This window comes from Aromatoleum buckelii, from assembly GCF_012910785.2.
Classification (GTDB): Bacteria; Pseudomonadota; Gammaproteobacteria; order Burkholderiales; family Rhodocyclaceae; genus Aromatoleum; species Aromatoleum buckelii.
This window is the reverse complement of the sequence record NZ_WTVH02000008.1, coordinates 459,987-477,264: the sequence shown is the minus strand read 5'-3', so window position 1 is coordinate 477,264 and position 17,278 is coordinate 459,987. Positions and strand designations below refer to the sequence as shown.

General features: G+C 63.7%; 14 protein-coding genes. 7 read left to right on the top strand and 7 right to left on the bottom strand.

Annotated features, from left to right (window positions below):
* The 4 genes from GO608_RS04050 to GO608_RS04035 form a co-directional block, all read right to left on the bottom strand.
* A complete protein-coding gene (locus tag GO608_RS04050) occupies positions 1-1,218 on the bottom strand; it encodes a polysaccharide pyruvyl transferase family protein (RefSeq protein WP_169199303.1) in 1,218 nt (405 codons plus the stop codon).
* Between the two features lie 91 nt (positions 1,219-1,309).
* Positions 1,310-3,514: an OsmC domain/YcaO domain-containing protein gene (locus GO608_RS04045; protein WP_169199304.1), complete on the bottom strand. Its 2,205-nt coding sequence runs from the start codon at positions 3,512-3,514 to the stop codon at positions 1,310-1,312.
* 53 nt (positions 3,515-3,567) lie between these two features.
* Entirely contained in the window at positions 3,568-3,711 is a 144-nt protein-coding gene (locus tag GO608_RS04040) for a hypothetical protein (protein WP_169199305.1), read from the bottom strand.
* A gap of 7 nt (positions 3,712-3,718) precedes the next feature.
* Positions 3,719-4,285 carry a carboxymuconolactone decarboxylase family protein gene (locus GO608_RS04035; protein ID WP_169199306.1) on the bottom strand — a complete coding sequence of 189 codons (567 nt, stop codon included), beginning with the start codon at positions 4,283-4,285 and terminating at the stop codon, positions 3,719-3,721.
* 466 nt (positions 4,286-4,751) lie between these two features.
* Here GO608_RS04035 and GO608_RS04030 point away from each other — a divergent pair, with 466 nt between their 5' ends.
* Both GO608_RS04030 and GO608_RS04025 read left to right on the top strand, forming a co-directional pair.
* Complete coding sequence (locus tag GO608_RS04030) at positions 4,752-6,908, top strand: diguanylate cyclase domain-containing protein (RefSeq protein ID WP_169199307.1); 2,157 nt, start codon at positions 4,752-4,754, stop codon at positions 6,906-6,908.
* Positions 6,909-7,384: 476 nt separating this feature from the next.
* Positions 7,385-8,740 (top strand): IS1182 family transposase, encoded by a 1,356-nt coding sequence (locus tag GO608_RS04025; protein ID WP_169200653.1) that lies wholly within the window; start codon positions 7,385-7,387, stop codon positions 8,738-8,740.
* A gap of 121 nt (positions 8,741-8,861) precedes the next feature.
* On the opposite strand, the gene GO608_RS04020 is transcribed toward GO608_RS04025, so the two are convergent.
* Positions 8,862-10,073 carry a hypothetical protein gene (locus tag GO608_RS04020; RefSeq protein ID WP_169198419.1) on the bottom strand — a complete coding sequence of 404 codons (1,212 nt, stop codon included), beginning with the start codon at positions 10,071-10,073 and terminating at the stop codon, positions 8,862-8,864.
* A gap of 671 nt (positions 10,074-10,744) precedes the next feature.
* Here GO608_RS04020 and GO608_RS04015 point away from each other — a divergent pair.
* A complete protein-coding gene (locus GO608_RS04015) occupies positions 10,745-11,128 on the top strand; it encodes a hypothetical protein (RefSeq protein ID WP_169198418.1) in 384 nt (127 codons plus the stop codon).
* A gap of 248 nt (positions 11,129-11,376) precedes the next feature.
* On the opposite strand, the gene GO608_RS04010 is transcribed toward GO608_RS04015, so the two are convergent.
* Positions 11,377-12,744: an alkaline phosphatase D family protein gene (locus GO608_RS04010; RefSeq protein ID WP_247002848.1), complete on the bottom strand. Its 1,368-nt coding sequence runs from the start codon at positions 12,742-12,744 to the stop codon at positions 11,377-11,379.
* 390 nt (positions 12,745-13,134) lie between these two features.
* On the opposite strand from GO608_RS04010, the gene GO608_RS04005 reads away from it, so the two are divergent.
* Complete coding sequence (locus GO608_RS04005; RefSeq protein ID WP_211159369.1) at positions 13,135-13,404, top strand: hypothetical protein; 270 nt, start codon at positions 13,135-13,137, stop codon at positions 13,402-13,404.
* Between the two features lie 311 nt (positions 13,405-13,715).
* On the opposite strand, the gene GO608_RS04000 is transcribed toward GO608_RS04005, so the two are convergent.
* Positions 13,716-14,582, bottom strand: a complete 867-nt coding sequence (locus GO608_RS04000; RefSeq protein WP_169198416.1) for a YicC/YloC family endoribonuclease — start codon at positions 14,580-14,582, stop codon at positions 13,716-13,718.
* Between the two features lie 92 nt (positions 14,583-14,674).
* On the opposite strand from GO608_RS04000, the gene GO608_RS03995 reads away from it, so the two are divergent.
* Genes GO608_RS03995 through rph form a run of 3 tightly spaced genes read left to right on the top strand, consistent with a single transcriptional unit; the run spans position 14,675 to position 17,276 of the window.
* A complete protein-coding gene (locus GO608_RS03995) occupies positions 14,675-15,619 on the top strand; it encodes a serine/threonine protein kinase (protein ID WP_169198415.1) in 945 nt (314 codons plus the stop codon).
* Between the two features lie 10 nt (positions 15,620-15,629).
* Complete coding sequence (locus GO608_RS03990; RefSeq protein ID WP_169198414.1) at positions 15,630-16,547, top strand: PP2C family protein-serine/threonine phosphatase; 918 nt, start codon at positions 15,630-15,632, stop codon at positions 16,545-16,547.
* 9 nt (positions 16,548-16,556) lie between these two features.
* Entirely contained in the window at positions 16,557-17,276 is a 720-nt protein-coding gene (gene rph / locus GO608_RS03985; RefSeq protein WP_169198413.1) for a ribonuclease PH, read from the top strand.
* The last annotated feature ends 2 nt before the right edge of the window (positions 17,277-17,278 follow it).

Below are 17,278 nucleotides of genomic sequence, written 5' to 3'. Positions count from 1 at the left end.
TCAACCTCCTTTCAGGCTGCGCATCGAAGCGCCGGCATGGAGCAGCGCCACCAGCAGGCGATTGTTCTCGCGCGCCCGCTCCTGCAGTGCCGGCAGCCGCTGCTGGAGGTGGCGGCGCAACACGTCGCGCTGGTCCCAGGAACGGTCCACGTTGGCCAGCAGGCGCCCGGTATTCACGTCGTTCATCGGCGGCATCTCGAGCTCGAGATCCTGCAGCAGCCCCGTCACCTTGGACGCGTAAGGCAGCGCCACGAAGGGCACGCCCTGGATCGCGGCGAAGATCAGGAAATGCAGCCGCATGCCGATCGCCAGCTCGAAGTGTCCCATGAGCGTGAGGAGCTGGCCGGGCGTGTATTCGCCCTTCAACAGCGTCCCGCGCTGCACGAGCTGCATGCGCGAGAGCACCGCGTAGCTGTGCTGCATGTCGACGTGCTGGCGCTCGAGCGGCACGAACACGATGTCCGCATCGAGACGATCGGCGATGAAATCGGCCGCGTTGGCGAACAGGCTGTGGCAATGGTCGATGTCGATATCCGGGGCCGCCGGGCCGGGCTCGCGTACCGAGGCACCGATCAGGCGCCGGCCGTGATCGATCCCTTCGCGCCGCAGCGCGTCCTTCGGCAAGGGCTCCGGTTCGAGCAGCAGGGCCGGATCGGCGGTTACCCGCACCTCCCGGTCCACCCCGATTTCTTCCAGCAGACGCCGCCCCTGGCGGTCGCGCACCGTGATGACGGCGGCCCGGTTGAGAGCCTCGCGCACCAGATCCCGGTTCGCCGTGCGCACCAACGGGCCCGCGCTGATGGCATAGACCATCACCGGCACCCCCGCTTCATGGGCGAGCATGACCTCGCGCAGGTAAATTTCAGTCTCGTCGTCGTAGAGGATGCCGCCGCCGCCCAGCACGAACACGTCCAGGCCTTCCACCACCGCGCGGGCTTCGTTGCGGGTGAGCTGACGCACCGGGTGGACGTGGTCGACCTTGTGGCGACGACGTGTGTCCTCCACGTTGCGCGAGAACACCGTAATCTCCACCGGCAGCGAGGCTCGCAGCTCGGACACCATGGCGCCGAGAATGGCCTCGTCACCGAGGTTCAGGCCGCCATAGGAGCCCGAAATACCGACGCGAAAGACGCGTCCGGCATCCGCTGCCGCACCTGCAGGCGGCTCGGGAGCGGGCTTCGGGCGAGCGCTGCGTGCTCCGGATTCACGGTCTTCCATGGGTTTAGTCGCCTGGGGCAGTGACTGATCGACCGCCAGCGGGAAGCAGAGTTCAGCTGCCGATTGGTTGATCCAGCCATGGCTCGTAACCCTAACGGGATAAAGCCGCCACCTCGGCCCGCGCCCTATACAGCTTTTGGTAGCTATCGATCAGGCGCTGATGCCTGTCGAGCCCTTCCAGCTTCATGCTCGTCGGCGTCAAGCCGAAGAAGCGCACGCTGCCGTCCACCGACCCCATCACCGCATCCATCCGCGGGTTGCCAAACATCCGGCGGAAATTGACGATGTAATCGTCCAGTTCCAGGTCGTCGTCCAGCAGCACCTCCAGCACCACGTTCAAGGCCTGATAGAACAATCCGCGCTCGACCGTGTTCTCGTTATATTGCAGGAAGGTTTCCACCAGTTCGTGTGCCGCTTCAAACTGCCGCAAAGCAAGGTTGATCAGCAGCTTCAACTCGAGAATCGTTAACTGACCCCAGGCCGTATTCTCGTCAAATTCGATGCCGATCAACGTGATGATGCCGGTGTAATCATCAAGCTCGCTGTCTTCCAGGCGTTCGAGCAGTGCTTCCAGGCTGGCATCATCGAGGCGATGCAAGTTCAAAATATCGGCTCGGAACGACAACGCTTTGTTGGTGTTGTCCCAGATCAAATCCTCTGCCGGATAAATTTCCGAATAACCCGGCACCAGGATGCGACAGGCTGTTGCGCCGAGCTGATCATAGACCGCCATGTACGCTTCCTTGCCCATGTCGCCGAGAATGCCGAACAACGCTGCAGCTTCGTCGGCATTCGAGTTTTCACCTTGACCGGAAAAGTCCCACTCGACAAAGTCATAATCCGCTTTGGCGCTGAAAAAACGCCACGACACCACGCCGCTGGAATCGATAAAGTGTTCAACGAAGTTATTCGGCTCGGTGACAGCGTTGCTTTCAAAGGTGGGCCGGGGCAGATCGTTCAGGCCTTCAAAACTGCGCCCCTGCAGCAACTCGGTCAGACTGCGCTCCAGCGCCACTTCCAGGCTTGGGTGCGCCCCGAACGACGCAAACACACCACCGGTACGCGGGTTCATCAAGGTGACGCACATCACCGGGAATTTCCCGCCCAGCGACGCATCCTTCACCAGCACCGGAAAGCCCTGATTTTCCAGTTCCGCAATGCCGGCCTGAATGCCGGGGTATTTCGCCAGCACTTCGTGCGGCACATCCGGCAAGGCAATTTCACCTTCCAGAATTTCCCGTTTGACCGCCCGCTCGAAGATTTCCGACAGGCATTGCACCTGCGCTTCCGCCAGCGTATTGCCGGCACTCATGCCATTGCTGAGGAACAGGTTGTCGATCAGGTTGGTCGGGAAATACACCACTTCGCCGTCCGACTGGCGCACATAGGGCAGCGCGCAGATGCCGCGCTCGATATTGCCGGAATTGGTGTCGTAGAGATGCGAGCCCCGCAACTCGCCATCGGCGTTGTAAATTTCCAGGCAGTATTCGTCGAGAATCCCGGTGGGCAGCGCATCTTTCCGACCCGGCTTGAACCAGCGCTCGTTCGGGTAATGCACGAACGCCGCGTTGGCAATGTCTTCGCCCCAGAACTGGTCGTTGTAGAAGTGATTGCAATTCGCCCGCTCGATGAACTCGCCCAGCGCCGACGCCAGCGCGCTTTCCTTGGTCGCGCCCTTGCCGTTGGTAAAGCACATCGGCGAGTGCGCATCGCGGATATGCAGCGACCACACGTTGGGCACCAGATTGCGCCACGAAGCGATTTCAATTTTCATGCCCAGGCCTGCCAAGACCTCGGACATGTTGGCGATGGTCTGCTCCAGCGGCAGATCCTTGCCGGCGATATAGGTACTGACTTCCGAAGCCGGATTCAGTGTCAGCAGGGCCTGAGCATCGGCATCCAGATTCTCTACTTCCTCGATCACAAATTCAGGCCCGGTTTGCACCACCTTTTTCACGGTACACCGGTCCATGGAGCGCAAAATGCCCTGCCGATCTTTGGCGGAAATATCCGCCGGCAACTCGACCTGAATCTTTAAAATCTGTTGATAGCGGTTTTCCGGATCGACAATATTGTTCTGTGACAGGCGGATGTTATCGGTCGGAATATTGCGAGTTTCGCAGTACAGCTTCACGAAGTAAGCCGCACACAAAGCCGACGAAGCCAGAAAGTAATCGAATGGACCAGGCGCCGAGCCGTCGCCCTTATAGCGGACAGGCTGGTCGGCGATTACCGTGAAGTCATCGAACTTGGCTTCAAGACGAAGTTTGTCGAGAAAGTTGACCTTAATTTCCATGTGGGAATCCCAAAATAGCGTTCAAAACGAATTGACCGCTATTATAGGATTTCTCAGTGGAAAAACGCGGTAAGCGTGCCGGTGGTCGCGATGCGAGACTTCTCGATCAGGTGCGGCTCGGGAACGAAAGGCGCGCCAAGCATCAGCACAGCGACGACGATCAGGATCGGAAACGGAAATTCGCGGATGAAGCGCATGGGGGATTCAACCAGAGGGTGAACGGGGCGGAACCCGGCAGAACCCCTGCATCGGGATGCTCAGCGCGTCGTTGAACTTGCTCGAAAGATTCTGCACGCCGATCCACGCGGTGATGGCGACGATCGCGTCATCCTTGAAGAAGCGCTTGAGCTCCGTCAGCGCGCGCGCAGTGCCGGCACCATCGTTCAGCGTTACCGCCTCGGCGTAAGCCAGCGCCGCCCGTTCTTCCTCGCTGAAAACCTCGGGGTGCTCCAGCCAGCGGTCGATGAAGTCGATCTTTTCGTGCGCCCCATGCGCGGCGAGGAAATTGTGGGCATTGAAGTCCACGCAGAAGTCGCAATGATTGATCTGCGAGATGCGCACGCTCATCAACGTCCGCAACAGGGGGCCGGGCGAAGCCAGCCGTTTGAAGCGTCCGATCAAAAGGAGGAAAACGAACATGATCGCGGGCTGCCGCCCCCACGCCCACATAGGGGACAGCACCTGCCCGTATTTACGTTTCTGGTATGCAAAAACCAGGCGCACATACCAGGGAAAGTCACGTTCTGAAAGTTCGTCGAGTCGGGTGGCCATGGGCGGAACGGAAAACAGGGGCAGAGTAGAAGTCTACAGGGAGGGCATGCTCGCCGTAATCTAACATTCGGGAACAATATTGCGTTACGGGAGCGCAGCGGGCGGGCGACAGGGCGGCAAGCAAAGAAGGCCAGCTACGAACAACGATTCCAAGCCCGTATTCCCCAAGTCGACATCCTTGGTGTCGTCAATCGAGTGATCGGGGCATCACAGGAAAACCTTTTACTCGATTCGGAGGGACGCCCACCAGGACCTGCGGCTTTGGCGTAAGCAGCCCCAGCTTGGGCAGCTCGCTTTGAGCAGCTGGCACCTTTGGCTTTCACACGTCCCGTTACAAAATGCGCGAGACCGGCGCCCCATCGCTTGAGGCGAGTCAAGCAAGAAATTCACGGCGCGGCCAAAATGCCCCCTCCCCGCCCGGGAGGCGTGTTCCGTCCGAAGGGTTCTAAACCGGATGCCCCATCAAGTGTTTGAGGCAATTAAATCGGTCCCTGCGGCCGCGCCCCTCCCGCGCCGGTCGGTACGCACCTTCCTGATCTGGCTGGTCCTCGCCTGCCTGCTGCCGGGCGTCATCGGCGCGACCGTTCTTGTCGTCTACCAATACCAGGAAGGACGCGCCCAGCAGGAAAAGGATATGGTCCGGACCCTGCGGGCGCTCGTTCAACGCGTCGATAGCCACCTCCTCCACGTCCAGGCCGTCGCGCAGACGCTCTCCACGTCGGAAACGCTCAAGCGAAACGATCTGGCCCGCTTCCATGAGCGGGCGCGGGAAGTCGTGAACGTCGCAGGTCTGGGGACTCACGTCATTTTGAGGGACGTCGCCGGGCGGCAGCTCGTGAACACCACGGTGGAATTCGGGGCGCCCTTGCCCGAGGGCGGCGCCGAGGACCAGGTACGGGACATCTTCACAACCGGAAAGCCGACTGTTTCCGACGTCTACGTCGGCCCCGTCCTGAAGCGCCCGGTCGTGACCGTGAGCGTCCCCGTGAGGGTCGGCGGCGAGATCGCTTATGCGCTGTCCGTCGGCATCGCATCGGAGACCTTCACTACCATCCTGACCGCTCAGCGCCTGCCCGAAGACTGGGTCGCGGTCATTTTCGACGGCTTGGGGACGATCGTCGTGCGCACGGCTGAGAAAGAGCGCTTTGTCGGCTCGAAAGTCGTCGACCAGTTGTTTCAGGCGATGCAGAAGTCCCCCGATGGTGCGGTCGAACTGACGACACTGGAGGGCATTGAAGTCGTGTCCTTCTATTGCCGCTCTCGGGTGACGAACTGGGGAATTGCTGTCGGGATTCCCCGCCAGGCGATTCAACGGCCGTTTGTGCAGACCCTCGCGTTGCTGACGGTAGGGGTCGCGGCGCTCTTCGGCATCGGACTCGCGCTGGCCCGCGTCATGGCCGCTAGGATCGCGCATTCGGTGCAGGCTCTGACCGCTCCGGCGATCGCGCTGGGCAGCGGCGCACCGACCGCGGTGCCGCAGGTGCACATCAAGGAAGCCGCTGAAGTGGCTGCAGCGATCGAGCGCGCCGGCGAGCTGCTGAAAGAGCGAGCCCGGACGCTACACGCCCAGCAAGAGGAGTTGAGGAAGTTCAAGTTCTTTAGCGACCACTCAACCGACGTGCACCTGCTTGTGGACGAGGCGGGCGGCCTCCGATATGCCAACAAGCGGGCGTGCGAACGGCTCGGGTACGACGAAGCGCAGCTCCTCGAGCTCAACATCGCCGACATCGCGATTCACGCGAACGCATACTTTGCGGAAATTTTCGCCCGCGGGAAGCAAGGCGCGATTGCGCCCTTCGAAGACGCGCAGCGGCGCAGGGACGGGAGCACCTTTCCCGTCGAAATCACTGCGACCGTTCTGGAGTTCGACGACGGATGGCTGATGCTGGCGACTTGCCGCGACATCACCGAGCGCAAGCTCGCGGAGCAGCGCGTGTGCGAGGCGGCACTGCTCGACTCCCTGACGGGACTGCCCAATCGCGCGCTCGTGGCGAACTATTGCGCCCATCTGCTGGCCGCGGCTCGACGCGGCCACGGCCAAGGGGCGCTGCTGTTCATCGATCTCGACCGCTTCAAGCCGGTCAATGACCGCTACGGCCACGAGATCGGCGACCGCGTGCTGCAGGAGGTCAGCAAGCGGCTCGTCGCCTGCACGCGGCAGGAAGATCTGGTCGGCCGCCTCGGGGGCGACGAGTTCGTCATCGTGTTGCCCTACCTCGACGCCGATACCCGGCGCGCCGAAGTGGTCGCGCGGCACGTGATCGACGAGATCACTCGGCCGTTCCGCATCGATGCGCTGGAGGTCGGGATATCGCCTTCGATCGGCATCAGCTATTTTCCGGAGCACACGACCGAGCTCGACGCGCTGATTCACGCGGCCGATCTGGCCATGTACCAGGCGAAGCAGTCCGGCCGGGCCAATTATCACGTCTACACGCGAGAGCTCGACGAGCGATCCGGTCTGGCGACTGGGGACCAAACGAGGCTGAAGCGGGGACCGCTGGACGAACGGCCGGTCGTCGACGCCCAAGGGGGCAAGGCAATCGCGTTTGAAGCGCTGGCGCGGTTGCGGGAGCAACGAGCGCGCGCGACCCGGCCCCCGGAGCATCCTTCCGGAGATTGAACCGGCAAGGCTTAAAGTGCCCGCCGGTGAGCCGGCCGTTTCGACTGAACCGGGCCGCCCATCCGGCAGTGATAAGAGCGTTCAGCTCGGGCCCGCCGACGCTCTGAGAGTCGCCCGATACCCTATGCGTCAGGCCGGAATGGACTTTGGCGTCCAGATGGAGCTTCGTGTTGAAATCCCACTGATCGCCCTTCTCGGCGCTGAGCGGTGTCGAACGGCAGGTCTTCGGTTCTTCGAACTGGCGGTAGCGACCCTGAACGGCCATTCGGGCACGTACAAAGCAGCCGCTCAGGGGGCGTCACAAAACGCTTGTGCCCCCATCGGTCAACGTCGCTTCCTTCCCTGCAACTGGTAACCACTGCAGGCCGTCCAGGATGATGAGCCAGACGTGTGGAAAGTCAGAACCTAGCAGCGTGTCGGACTTTGAGCGGGATAGGCGATAATCATAGCCAGGCGAACTGACGGGATTTGCGGAAATGGCTTTCCACCCGATAGACCGGGACACTGACTTTCTGCTGCCGCCCTCGGTGCAGGAGTGGTTGCCGGAAGCGCATCTGGCGCGGTACGTGGTGGACGTCGTCGAGCAGCTGGATCTGTCGGCGATCGAGCGGGCATACGCGGGACGAGGCAGCGACGCCTATCATCCGGCAACGCTGCTCGCGCTGCTGATCTACGGCTACGCTACCGGGACCTTCTCGAGCCGCAAGATCGAGCGGGCGACGTATGACTCGCTCGCCTTCCGGTTCATCGCCTGCAATCGGCATCCGGATCACGACACGCTGGCCAATTTCAGGAAGCGCTTCGGCGGGGAGTTCGAAGCGGCCTTTGTCCAGGTGCTGCAGGTGGCGCGCGAGAACCAGCTCTCGCGCTTTGGCACGGTGAGTCTGGACGGGACCAAGATCCACGCCAACGCGAGCCGGCACAGTGCGCTCTCCTATGGGCACGCACGGACGATCGAGGCGCAGCTCAAGGCCGAGGTGCAGGAGCTCATGAAGCTGGCCGAGGCGGCCGATCAATCCTCGCTGCCGGACGGGGTGAAGCTGCCCGAGGAAATCCGCCGCCGGGAAGACCGGCTGGCGGCGATCGCGGAAGCGAAAGCGAAGATCGAAGCGCGTGCCGCGGAGCGCTTCGCACGCGAACAGGCCGAGCACCAGGCGAAGCTCGCCGCCCGCGCAAAGAAGGAAGCCGAAACGGGCAAGAAGTCCAAGGGCAAAGGGCCGAAACCGCCGCAAGCCGGGCCCCGCGCCGACGACCAGATCAATCTGACCGACGAAGAGTCCCGGATCATGCCGGTCGCGGGTGGCGGATTCGAGCAGAGCTACAACGCGCAGGCGGTGGTCGATACCGAATCGATGCTCATCCTCGCCACTCACGTGACCCAGGCGACCAACGACAAGGAACAGATCGAGCCGATGCTGGCGAAGGTCCAGGCCAATCCCGAGGGGTTGAATCAGCCGGCGATTTGGCTCGCCGACACCGGTTACTACAGCGAGAAGAACGTCACGGCGTGCGTCACCGCGAAGATCGAACCGCTGATCGCGGTCAAGCGCGACGCGCATCATCCGGATTGGCGGGAACGTTTCAGCGAACCCGAACCGCTGGCCGCGGGGGCCTCGGCGGTCGAGACGATGAAGCACCGGTTGAAGACACGTGCCGGACGCGCGGCTTATGCCCTGCGCAAACAAACCGTCGAGCCGGTGTTCGGCATCATCAAGTCGGTGATGGGCTTCCGGCAGTTTCTGCTGCGCGGCCTCGACAACGTGACGAACGAATGGAGCCTCGTTTGCCTCGCGTGGAATCTGAAGCGCATGGCCGTATTGCGTCCACAGTAAGGAAACGGCGGGGAATCGTGCGCATTCTCGCAAAAATGACGGTGAAAACGGCCTTCACGCCCGATTCACGTTTCGCATCGCGAACACTACGCCACCGTGGGTGGCGTAGTCCGACGGACTGCTAGCGATTCCGCCTGATCCCGAACATTACCATTAGCGCCAGTCCGACGAGCCATAGCGTGGCCGGAATCGGAATCGAGGCCAGGATGATGAACTCCTGGGCTCCACCTTCGCCTACGGCTTCCGCCCAGAAGGCGACGTCGCGGCCGTCCAACGCCTCGCCTTGCAGGCCAAGGGCGATGATGGTTTCGAAATTCGGAAAGGCGAAATCGGCCGCTTCGGCCACCTCGATCAGGCTGCCATTGAGGTACATGTAGATCCCCGGTCCATCCGCTGTCTCGGCGGCGAAGACGACATTTCCGCGGTCAACCGAGATGTCGGTATCGCGAAAGGCCGAGAACGTCGTGTCCTTGCCGGGCACCAGCGTGTTGGTGTCGGCTATGCGGGTGACCAAGCCGGAGAAGCGATCGGCGAGATAGATGCCGCTGTGCTCGCCGCTCGATGCCTGCCCGAAGAACGCCACTGACGCACCGCCGAAGGCAGGAGTGGTCCCGAAGCTATGCCCGCCGAAACTGACATCGGTGCCAGGTATCTTCGTGTCGTCCGTCACGAGGGCGAACAGGCTGGATGCCTGTCCGTCGAGGTTAGCCAGGTAGATGCCGTCGAAGCCTTCGCCGGAGGGTGGTACTGGGATGCTGCCCCGCCCGGAGAACACAACGTCGCTGCCGACCATCACGGGAAGCAGAGAGAGGGAGGTGAAATGGCCGGCGCCAACGGAGGTCCCCGGCGAAGGCGGCACCGGAGTCGACGTATCCGCCACGCGCTGCAGCGTCCCGCCGAAATTGGCGTAAATGCCCGTGGCCGCCGAGCCCGATTCTCCGAACCCGTTGAAGGCCACGTTGCCCCCGCTGATCGACGCCCGCAGACCAGGGAAGCCCTGAAAGTTGCCTTCGCCGGGCGTGGGACTGCCGTCGATACTCGTCGTGGCGACGGTTCGCGGCCCCTGGCCGCCAACAAACACGCCCTGTATCACCGGATTGTCGTCGGGCGGCAAGGTCTGTGCGTTGGCCATGAAGGCCACTTGGCCGTTGTCGAGAGAGACTCTGCCGAGGAAGCGCGTGTTGCCGAACTCGTCCGGGAAGAAGGCCTGGTAGTTCAGCGGAAAGCGATCGGGGGGTGTCGTGGAGAAGTTCTCGGCCACTAACCGGGTGCCCGCAAGTGGATCGAAGGTTTCGACGCGAGTCGTGGTCAGTTCGCGGTCGGGCGATCGCATATAAGCGATTTGGTCCGAATCGAGCGCGGGCAGGCTGAGACGCGCATCCGTGGCAATGATTGAGTACTCCCAACCCTTGACGAGAGCCGCCCAGGGCTATGCAGAATGCGGCGGCGAGCGCCGCCTGCGCCTTGCCTCTGGAGCGGGACGGTCGCAAGAAGACCAGCGCGAGCAGCACGAGCCCCGAAAGCGACAGCAGTAGGGTGCCCGGTTCCGCGACCTGGAAGAAGTTTCCGAAACTGACTATCTGCGCCAACGGTTCGCTAATCAGGCCGGTATCCTCCGTGATGAACAGGGTGAGGTAGTTGCTAATAACCTCTGCGGGCTCGAACGGCGGGTAATACCCGACGGACACGAGGCCGCCCAAATTAGAGCAGTCGGCCATTATGTCGTAAGGGCAGTCGACCCGAATGCGGGCTTCCGGCGCGGCGACCACGTCCAGCAGGAAATTCGCAATGTCGCCGGCGCCGTGCATCCACCCAGTGGATATGCCCACCGACAGTGAGCGGACCCGCTCGAGCGAGATGCTGTAATCCAGGATGAAATTGGCTGTTACCCCCTTTTCGTCGACCGTGAAGGGGGGATCGAACACCAGCTCGAACCCGACACCGTTTATGGCCATCGGGTAGATGACGGCGCCTTCGGTCGGTCCCTCGAACAAGGCCCAGTCAGTGAATTCGACGCCGTTCACCTCGAACGAGGCGCGCTTGTCAACCAGCTCGCTCAACGTGCAGCTTCGGTTCTTATCCAGACATCCGTTGGTCTCGATCACGGCGGTGGCCGGTGCCGAGAACATGGCAATGACAGCGGCGACGAAGCTTGCTGCAAGTTTGCCGATCGTGGATCTCATCGCCAATCCCTCGTGTGAGCAAGGTTCAGTAAGAACCATGTGGAAGGCATGGAAACGGTTTGTGCGTGGGGGCGAATGGATCATGATCGGACGCGCGAGAACGTCATTGACCCACCGACCTACCAAAATTTACTGCCAGCAATATCCACGCCAAAACTGCTGCACACAGGAAAAACAGGCGGATATGGTCTGCGCCGCTCCTTGATCGCTGACATGTGTAAATCTGGCCGACACCTGCGTATTCGAGAGCGACCTCGATGACGTGGGTCACGCAGTGACAGCAAGGAACATTGGCTTAACTACTGTAAGGTGCCCGGCGCCGCTTCTAATTCCGGCGCGGGCGCCTCCTCAACGGCTGCTTGCCGGTAAGTGAAATGTTAGGGCGACTGTCTGGGACTAGCCGAATCGGCTCTGCCAACATCAGTCCCGCTACCGGGCGGCGGGTGGGCGCGCTCACGGCGTGCGCAGCCGCGCGGCCGGAAATTCCTCCTCCCACAGGCGCGTGCCCGCGGCATTCCACGTGGCGACGCGGAGCAACCGCGCGCCGGCCGGCCCGGAGAATTCCAGCGTGCAGAAGTTGCGCTGCGTGACCAGCGTCCCGGGCACTTCGCGCACCGGGAATGGGCGGGGATGCACGCGCGCGGTCAGCGGCGAGCAGGTCAGCTCGGTCAGCGGGTAGGTGCCGGGGCGCTCGCGCTCGGTCAGGTGGGTGTAATGGATGTCGCCGGAGAGAAAGAACACGCCGTCGATGCGCTCTGTAGCGAGCCAGTCGAGGAACGCCTGGCGCTCGCGCGGGAAGTTGTGCCAGCCCTCACCGCCGCGGCTCTCCGGCGACGGGCGGTCGCTGAGCATGCGGCTGCCGTTGGCGACCAGCTTGAAGCTCGCGCGCGAGTCGCGCAGCGCACCCTTGAGCCACTCGAGCTGCGCCGCGCCCAGCATCGTCCGCGCCGGGTCCGCACCGGCATCGTCGTCGCGGTGGTAACGGTCGTCGAGCAGGAACAGCTCGACGTCGCCGAGCGGCACCCGGGCGAAGACCCCGGGCGCGCCCGGCAGTCCGTAGCTGGGGTTCACCCAGTAGTCCTGGAACAGCTCCAGCCCCGTCGCCTTGAACGCGAAGTCGCGGTTCGAGTTGTTCGGGCCGTAGTCGTGGTCGTCCCAGATTGCGACGTGCTGGCCGGTGCGCAGCAGCCGCTGCAGCGACGCGAAGCCGCGCGTGGCCGCCCAGCGCCGGTGCATCCGCGCGGCGGCCTCGTCCGCGGGCGCGAAGTCGTCGTCGCGGTAGTAGATGCTGTCCCCGAGCCACAGCATCACGTCGGGCCGCCGTGCGACGATGGTATCGAAGATCTCGAAGCCGGCGCCGAAGGAGTCCGGCGTGACCTCGTAAGGGGGGTCGGGGACGTAGTTGCACGAGCCGGTGGCGATGACCAGTTCGCGCGGCGCGGCCGGATCCGCGGGCGCGGTGGTGAACGCGGGCACCTCGCCGAGCTCGACCGGCGTCCCGTCGAGCAGCACGCGGTAGGCGTAACGGGTGGCGGCCTGCAGACCGTCGAGGTCCACGCGCGCGGTGTGGCCGCGCTCCGGGCTGACGGCGACTGGCGCGCTGCGCCGCGCCGCGTCGGGCTGCCCGTGCGGCCAGTACTCGAGTTGCACTTGGGCGGGGCCGTCGGTCATCAGCCACACCCCTACCCGCCCGGCCGTCGCCGGCCCGGCCATCGGGCCGCCGGCCAATGTGGCCGCGCTGGCGCCGGCCGCGTGCAGCGCCAGCAGCAGCCAGGGCAGCGCCAGGCGGCGCAGGGCGCGCCATGCGAGGCCGGGGCGCAACGGGGGGACGGACCTGGCGGCATGCATCGGGCTACGGTGCGAGACCACTCCCTGCCCAATCGAGCGAATAGACCTCCCACGCCCCACCCAGGCGTGGAACGTCGAATGAGCCCAGTCTGCCACCCGCGGGACATCCACGTATTTGACGAGATTGAAATGCAGTAGTCGAGGTGCGCACGATAGTCCTGCTCGTCATGAATCAGGTGTTCCCAATAGCGCCGCTGCCGTATCTCCCGCTGTCCACGCGCCCAGGGAACCACGGAGCGCCTCTCCGCGGCAGCCAAGACCTTTGAAGCCTGCCTTGATCAATCGCCAGCGGGAGGCGAAATCCGTATCCGATGACGGCAATTCCCGCCCGCAGTGCAGGTGTTACGCCAGCACGACCCAACCGTGGAAGGCGAACCGATGCCGGCGGAGAACGTCCCGAACAACGTTGGGCAACAGGATCAGCAAATCATTGTCCACGCGCTGCAGGGCATCGACCGTGAAGAACCTGGTGCCGCCGACATGCCAGGCGCGTCGATAGTCGGGCATGCCGCATGTTGCGCGGAACGCTATGGCGGTGCAATGCGCTTCGGTTACTGCGCCCTACGGAATTACCATCGCGAGGCGATTGAACGAGCGACCAAGGAAGACACTCAACTACCAGACACCAGCTGAACGTTTTCACCGAGCTGTTGCATTCACCGGTTGAATCCGCACCTGGGAGCCGCCAATCGGAGAGGCAGGAACTGCAGACTAGTGCGTACATTTATGACAGGTCTCGCCGCGCTCGCTCCTGTTCGCGTAATCCCCGCTCCAGCTCGCGTAGCAGCACCCAATTTTTCGGCCCTTACCAGCTTTGGGTGCACGTTTGGGTACACGCCTAGACCGCGATTCAGTGATATGACGTGAGGCGCTGAGATACAACAAAGCCCGCTAACTGCGCGGGCCTTATCGGTTTTTGCGGCCGGATGAAGCTATGCGACCCGCTACTCGATGTTCTGCACCTGCTCCCGCATCTGCTCGATCAGCACTTTCATCTCCATCGCGATGCCGGTGACCTCGGTGGCGGCGGATTTCGATGCCAGCGTGTTGGCTTCGCGGTTCAGCTCCTGCATCAGGAAATCGAGCCGTTTTCCGGCTGCGCCGCCGGCGCCGAGGATGCGTTCGACTTCGTCGAGATGGGTGGCGAGGCGGGACAGCTCCTCGGCGACGTCGATGCGGTGGGCGAACAGCGCGACTTCCTGGCGAATCCGGTCCTCGTCCAGCGAAGCGACAGCGTCGCGCAGCCGCGTCGCGAGCCGCTCCTGGTATTCGGTGACGATCACCGGCACGCGAGGCTCGGCTTGGGCGACCAGTTCGCGCAGGCGGACGAGCCGCTCGCGGATCATCGCGGCGAGCTTGTCGCCTTCGCGCCGGCGCGTCGCGGCGAGCTCGTCGAGCGCGGCCTGCGCGAGTTCGAGCAGCGCCGGCTGCAGCTGCTCGAAGCTCACGCCGTCGTCGGCGAGCATGCCGGGCCAGCGCAGCACTTCATTGACCGACAGGCACCCGGCCTGCGGCAGGCGTTCGCGCACGAGCTGCTCGGCGTCGCGCAGCTGATCGAGCAGCGCGGTGTTCAGCGCGAGGCTGCGCGGCGCGGCGCCGTTCGTCTGCAAATTGAGGCGGCATTCGACCTTGCCGCGCGTGAGTTTCGCCGTGATCCGCTCGCGCAGTGCCGGCTCGGCCTGGCGCAGTTCGTCGCCGATGCGAAAGAACAGGTCGAGGTAGCGGGAATTGACGCTGCGCAGTTCGATATGCAGGCTCACCGGCCCGAGGTCCCGCGTCTGCGCCGCGAAACCGGTCATGCTGTGGATCATGAAGTGTCTCCGGGAACCTGCCGCGATCCTTTACACTGCAGGTCCAATCAAGAAAATCCTGCGGAAAGCCGGCTCCGGCTCTCCCCCTGTCGATGCCGCCTCAAGCCAACTGCCCTCTGCCCTCCGGCTTTCAGCTGGACCAGTATCAAATAGAGCGGCAGCTTTCCGTTGGCGGTTTTTCGATTGTCTATCTCGCGCGTGATCGTCATGGCACTGCGGTCGCGATCAAGGAATACCTGCCGAACTCTCTCGCGCTGCGCAAGGACGGCGAACTCGAACCGCAGGTCACGGAAGAGAACCGGCCGGCCTTCCGCTACGGCATGAAATGCTTCTTCGAGGAAGGGCGTTCGCTCGCGAAGCTGATCCATCCGAACGTCGTCCGGGTGCTCAATTTCTTTCGCGCCAACGGCACAGTGTACATGGTGATGCAGTTCGAGCGCGGTCGCACGCTGCACGACTATATCCATAAACACCGCGACGGGGTGCGCGAGGCTTTCATCCGGGCCGTTTTCGCGCGCATGCTCAACGGCCTGCGCGAAGTCCACTCGCACAAGCTGCTGCACCTCGACATCAAGCCGTCCAACATCTATCTGCGCAACGACGGCACGCCGGTGCTGCTCGACTTCGGCGCCGCGCGCCAGACCCTGCTGACCGGCCAGGCGATGCTCAAACCGATGTACACCCCCGGCTTCGCGTCGCCCGAGCAGTTCGCGAACCGCAACGCGCTGGGGCCGTGGAGCGACATCTACAGTGTCGGCGCGAGCCTGTACGCGTGCATCGCCGGGACAGCCCCGCCGCGTTCGGACGAGCGCAGCCGGCGCGACACTTTCGTTCCCGTGACCAGGGCGTACGCCACACGTTATTCAGCGCAGTTGCTGCAGACGATCGACTGGTGCCTGAAGCTCGATCCGCTCGAGCGGCCGCAAAGCGTCTATTCGCTGCAGAAGACGCTGATGCGCAGTGGCGACGACGCGGTTCCGGCCGGCCTGTTCGGCGACCTCGGTGCGCGCATCAAATCGTTTATCGGCCGCACTTGAGAGGCGCGCGATGAAATTCACGATCTACCAGGAAAGCCGCATCGGCCGGCGCAAAAGCAACCAGGACCGTCTCGCATACTGTTACTCGCGCGACGCGCTGCTGATGGTGATCGCCGACGGCATGGGCGGGCACCGGCATGGCGAGATCGCCGCGCACTTGGCTGTGCAATCCATCACTGAAGCGTTCCGGCGCGAAGCGGCGCCGACGCTTGGCCAGCCGGCGCGTTTCCTGTCGCATGTGCTGATGAACGCGCACACCGCGATTGTCGATCACGCGTTCGACAAAGACCTCGACGACACGCCGCGCACGACGATCGTCGCCTGCGTGGTCCAAGATGGCCTCGCGCACTGGGCGCATGCCGGCGACTCGCGCCTCTACCTGCTGCGGGACGGTCGTGTCGCCGCACGTACGCGCGACCATTCGCGCGTGCAGCTGATGATCGACCAGGGCCTGCTCGATGATGAAGCGGCCGCGCACCATCCCGAGCGCAATCGCATCTACAGCTGCCTCGGCGGCACGCGGACGCCGCAGCTCGAACTGTCGGTGCCGACGCCATTGCGCGACGGCGACATCCTCGCGCTATGCACTGACGGCGTGTGGGGTCCAGTGCGCGACCAGGGCGTCGTCGACGGGCTTGCTGGAACCAATGTCATGCACGCCGTGCCGAAGCTGCTGGACCGCGCCGAGCAGCTCGCCGGCCCGGGCTGCGACAACCTGTCGATGGTCGCGATGTGCTGGCACGACGAGAGCGGCTCCGCGCACGACGACATGGAATCGACGCAGACGCTGGCACTCGACCGGGTCACCACGCAGCTCAACGTCTTCGGCCGCGCGCGCGTGCCGGCCGCCGCCGGCGACATCAGCGATGACGAGATCGAGAAAGCGATCGCCGAAATCAACCAGGCCATTCACAAGTACAGCCGATAGGAATCCTTCATGCGTCCCAGCCAACGCCGCCCCGACCAGCTGCGCCCGGTCACGATCACCCGCAACTTCACCTGCCACGCCGAAGGCTCGGTGCTCGTCGAATTCGGCGCCACGCGCGTGCTGTGCACCGCCAGCGTCGAGGACACCGTGCCGCCGTTCCTGCGCGGGCGCGGCCAAGGCTGGCTGACCGCCGAATACGGCATGCTGCCGCGCGCGACCCACACGCGCAGCGCGCGCGAGGCGGCCAAGGGCAAGCAGAGCGGACGCACGCAGGAAATCCAGCGCCTGATCGGCCGCAGCCTGCGCGCGGTCGTCGACCTCAGCGCGCTCGGCGAACGCCAGATCGTCATCGACTGCGACGTGCTGCAGGCTGACGGCGGCACCCGCACCGCCGCGATCACCGGCGCCTGCGTCGCGGTCCACGACGCGTTCGGCAAACTCGTCGCCGAGGGCAAGCTGCCGCACAACCCGCTGCGCGAGTTCGTCGCGGCGGTGTCGGTCGGCGTGTTCCAGGGCGTGCCGGTGCTCGATCTCGACTATGCCGAGGATTCGGGCTGCGATACCGACATGAACGTCGTCATGACGGGTTCGGGAGGTTTCGTCGAAGTGCAGGGCACTGCCGAAGGCGCGACGTTCTCGCGCGCCGAGCTCAACGCGCTGCTGGAGCTTGCCGAGTCCGGTATCCGCCGGCTCGTCGACGCGCAGAAAGCGGCGATCGACCGGAACTGAAA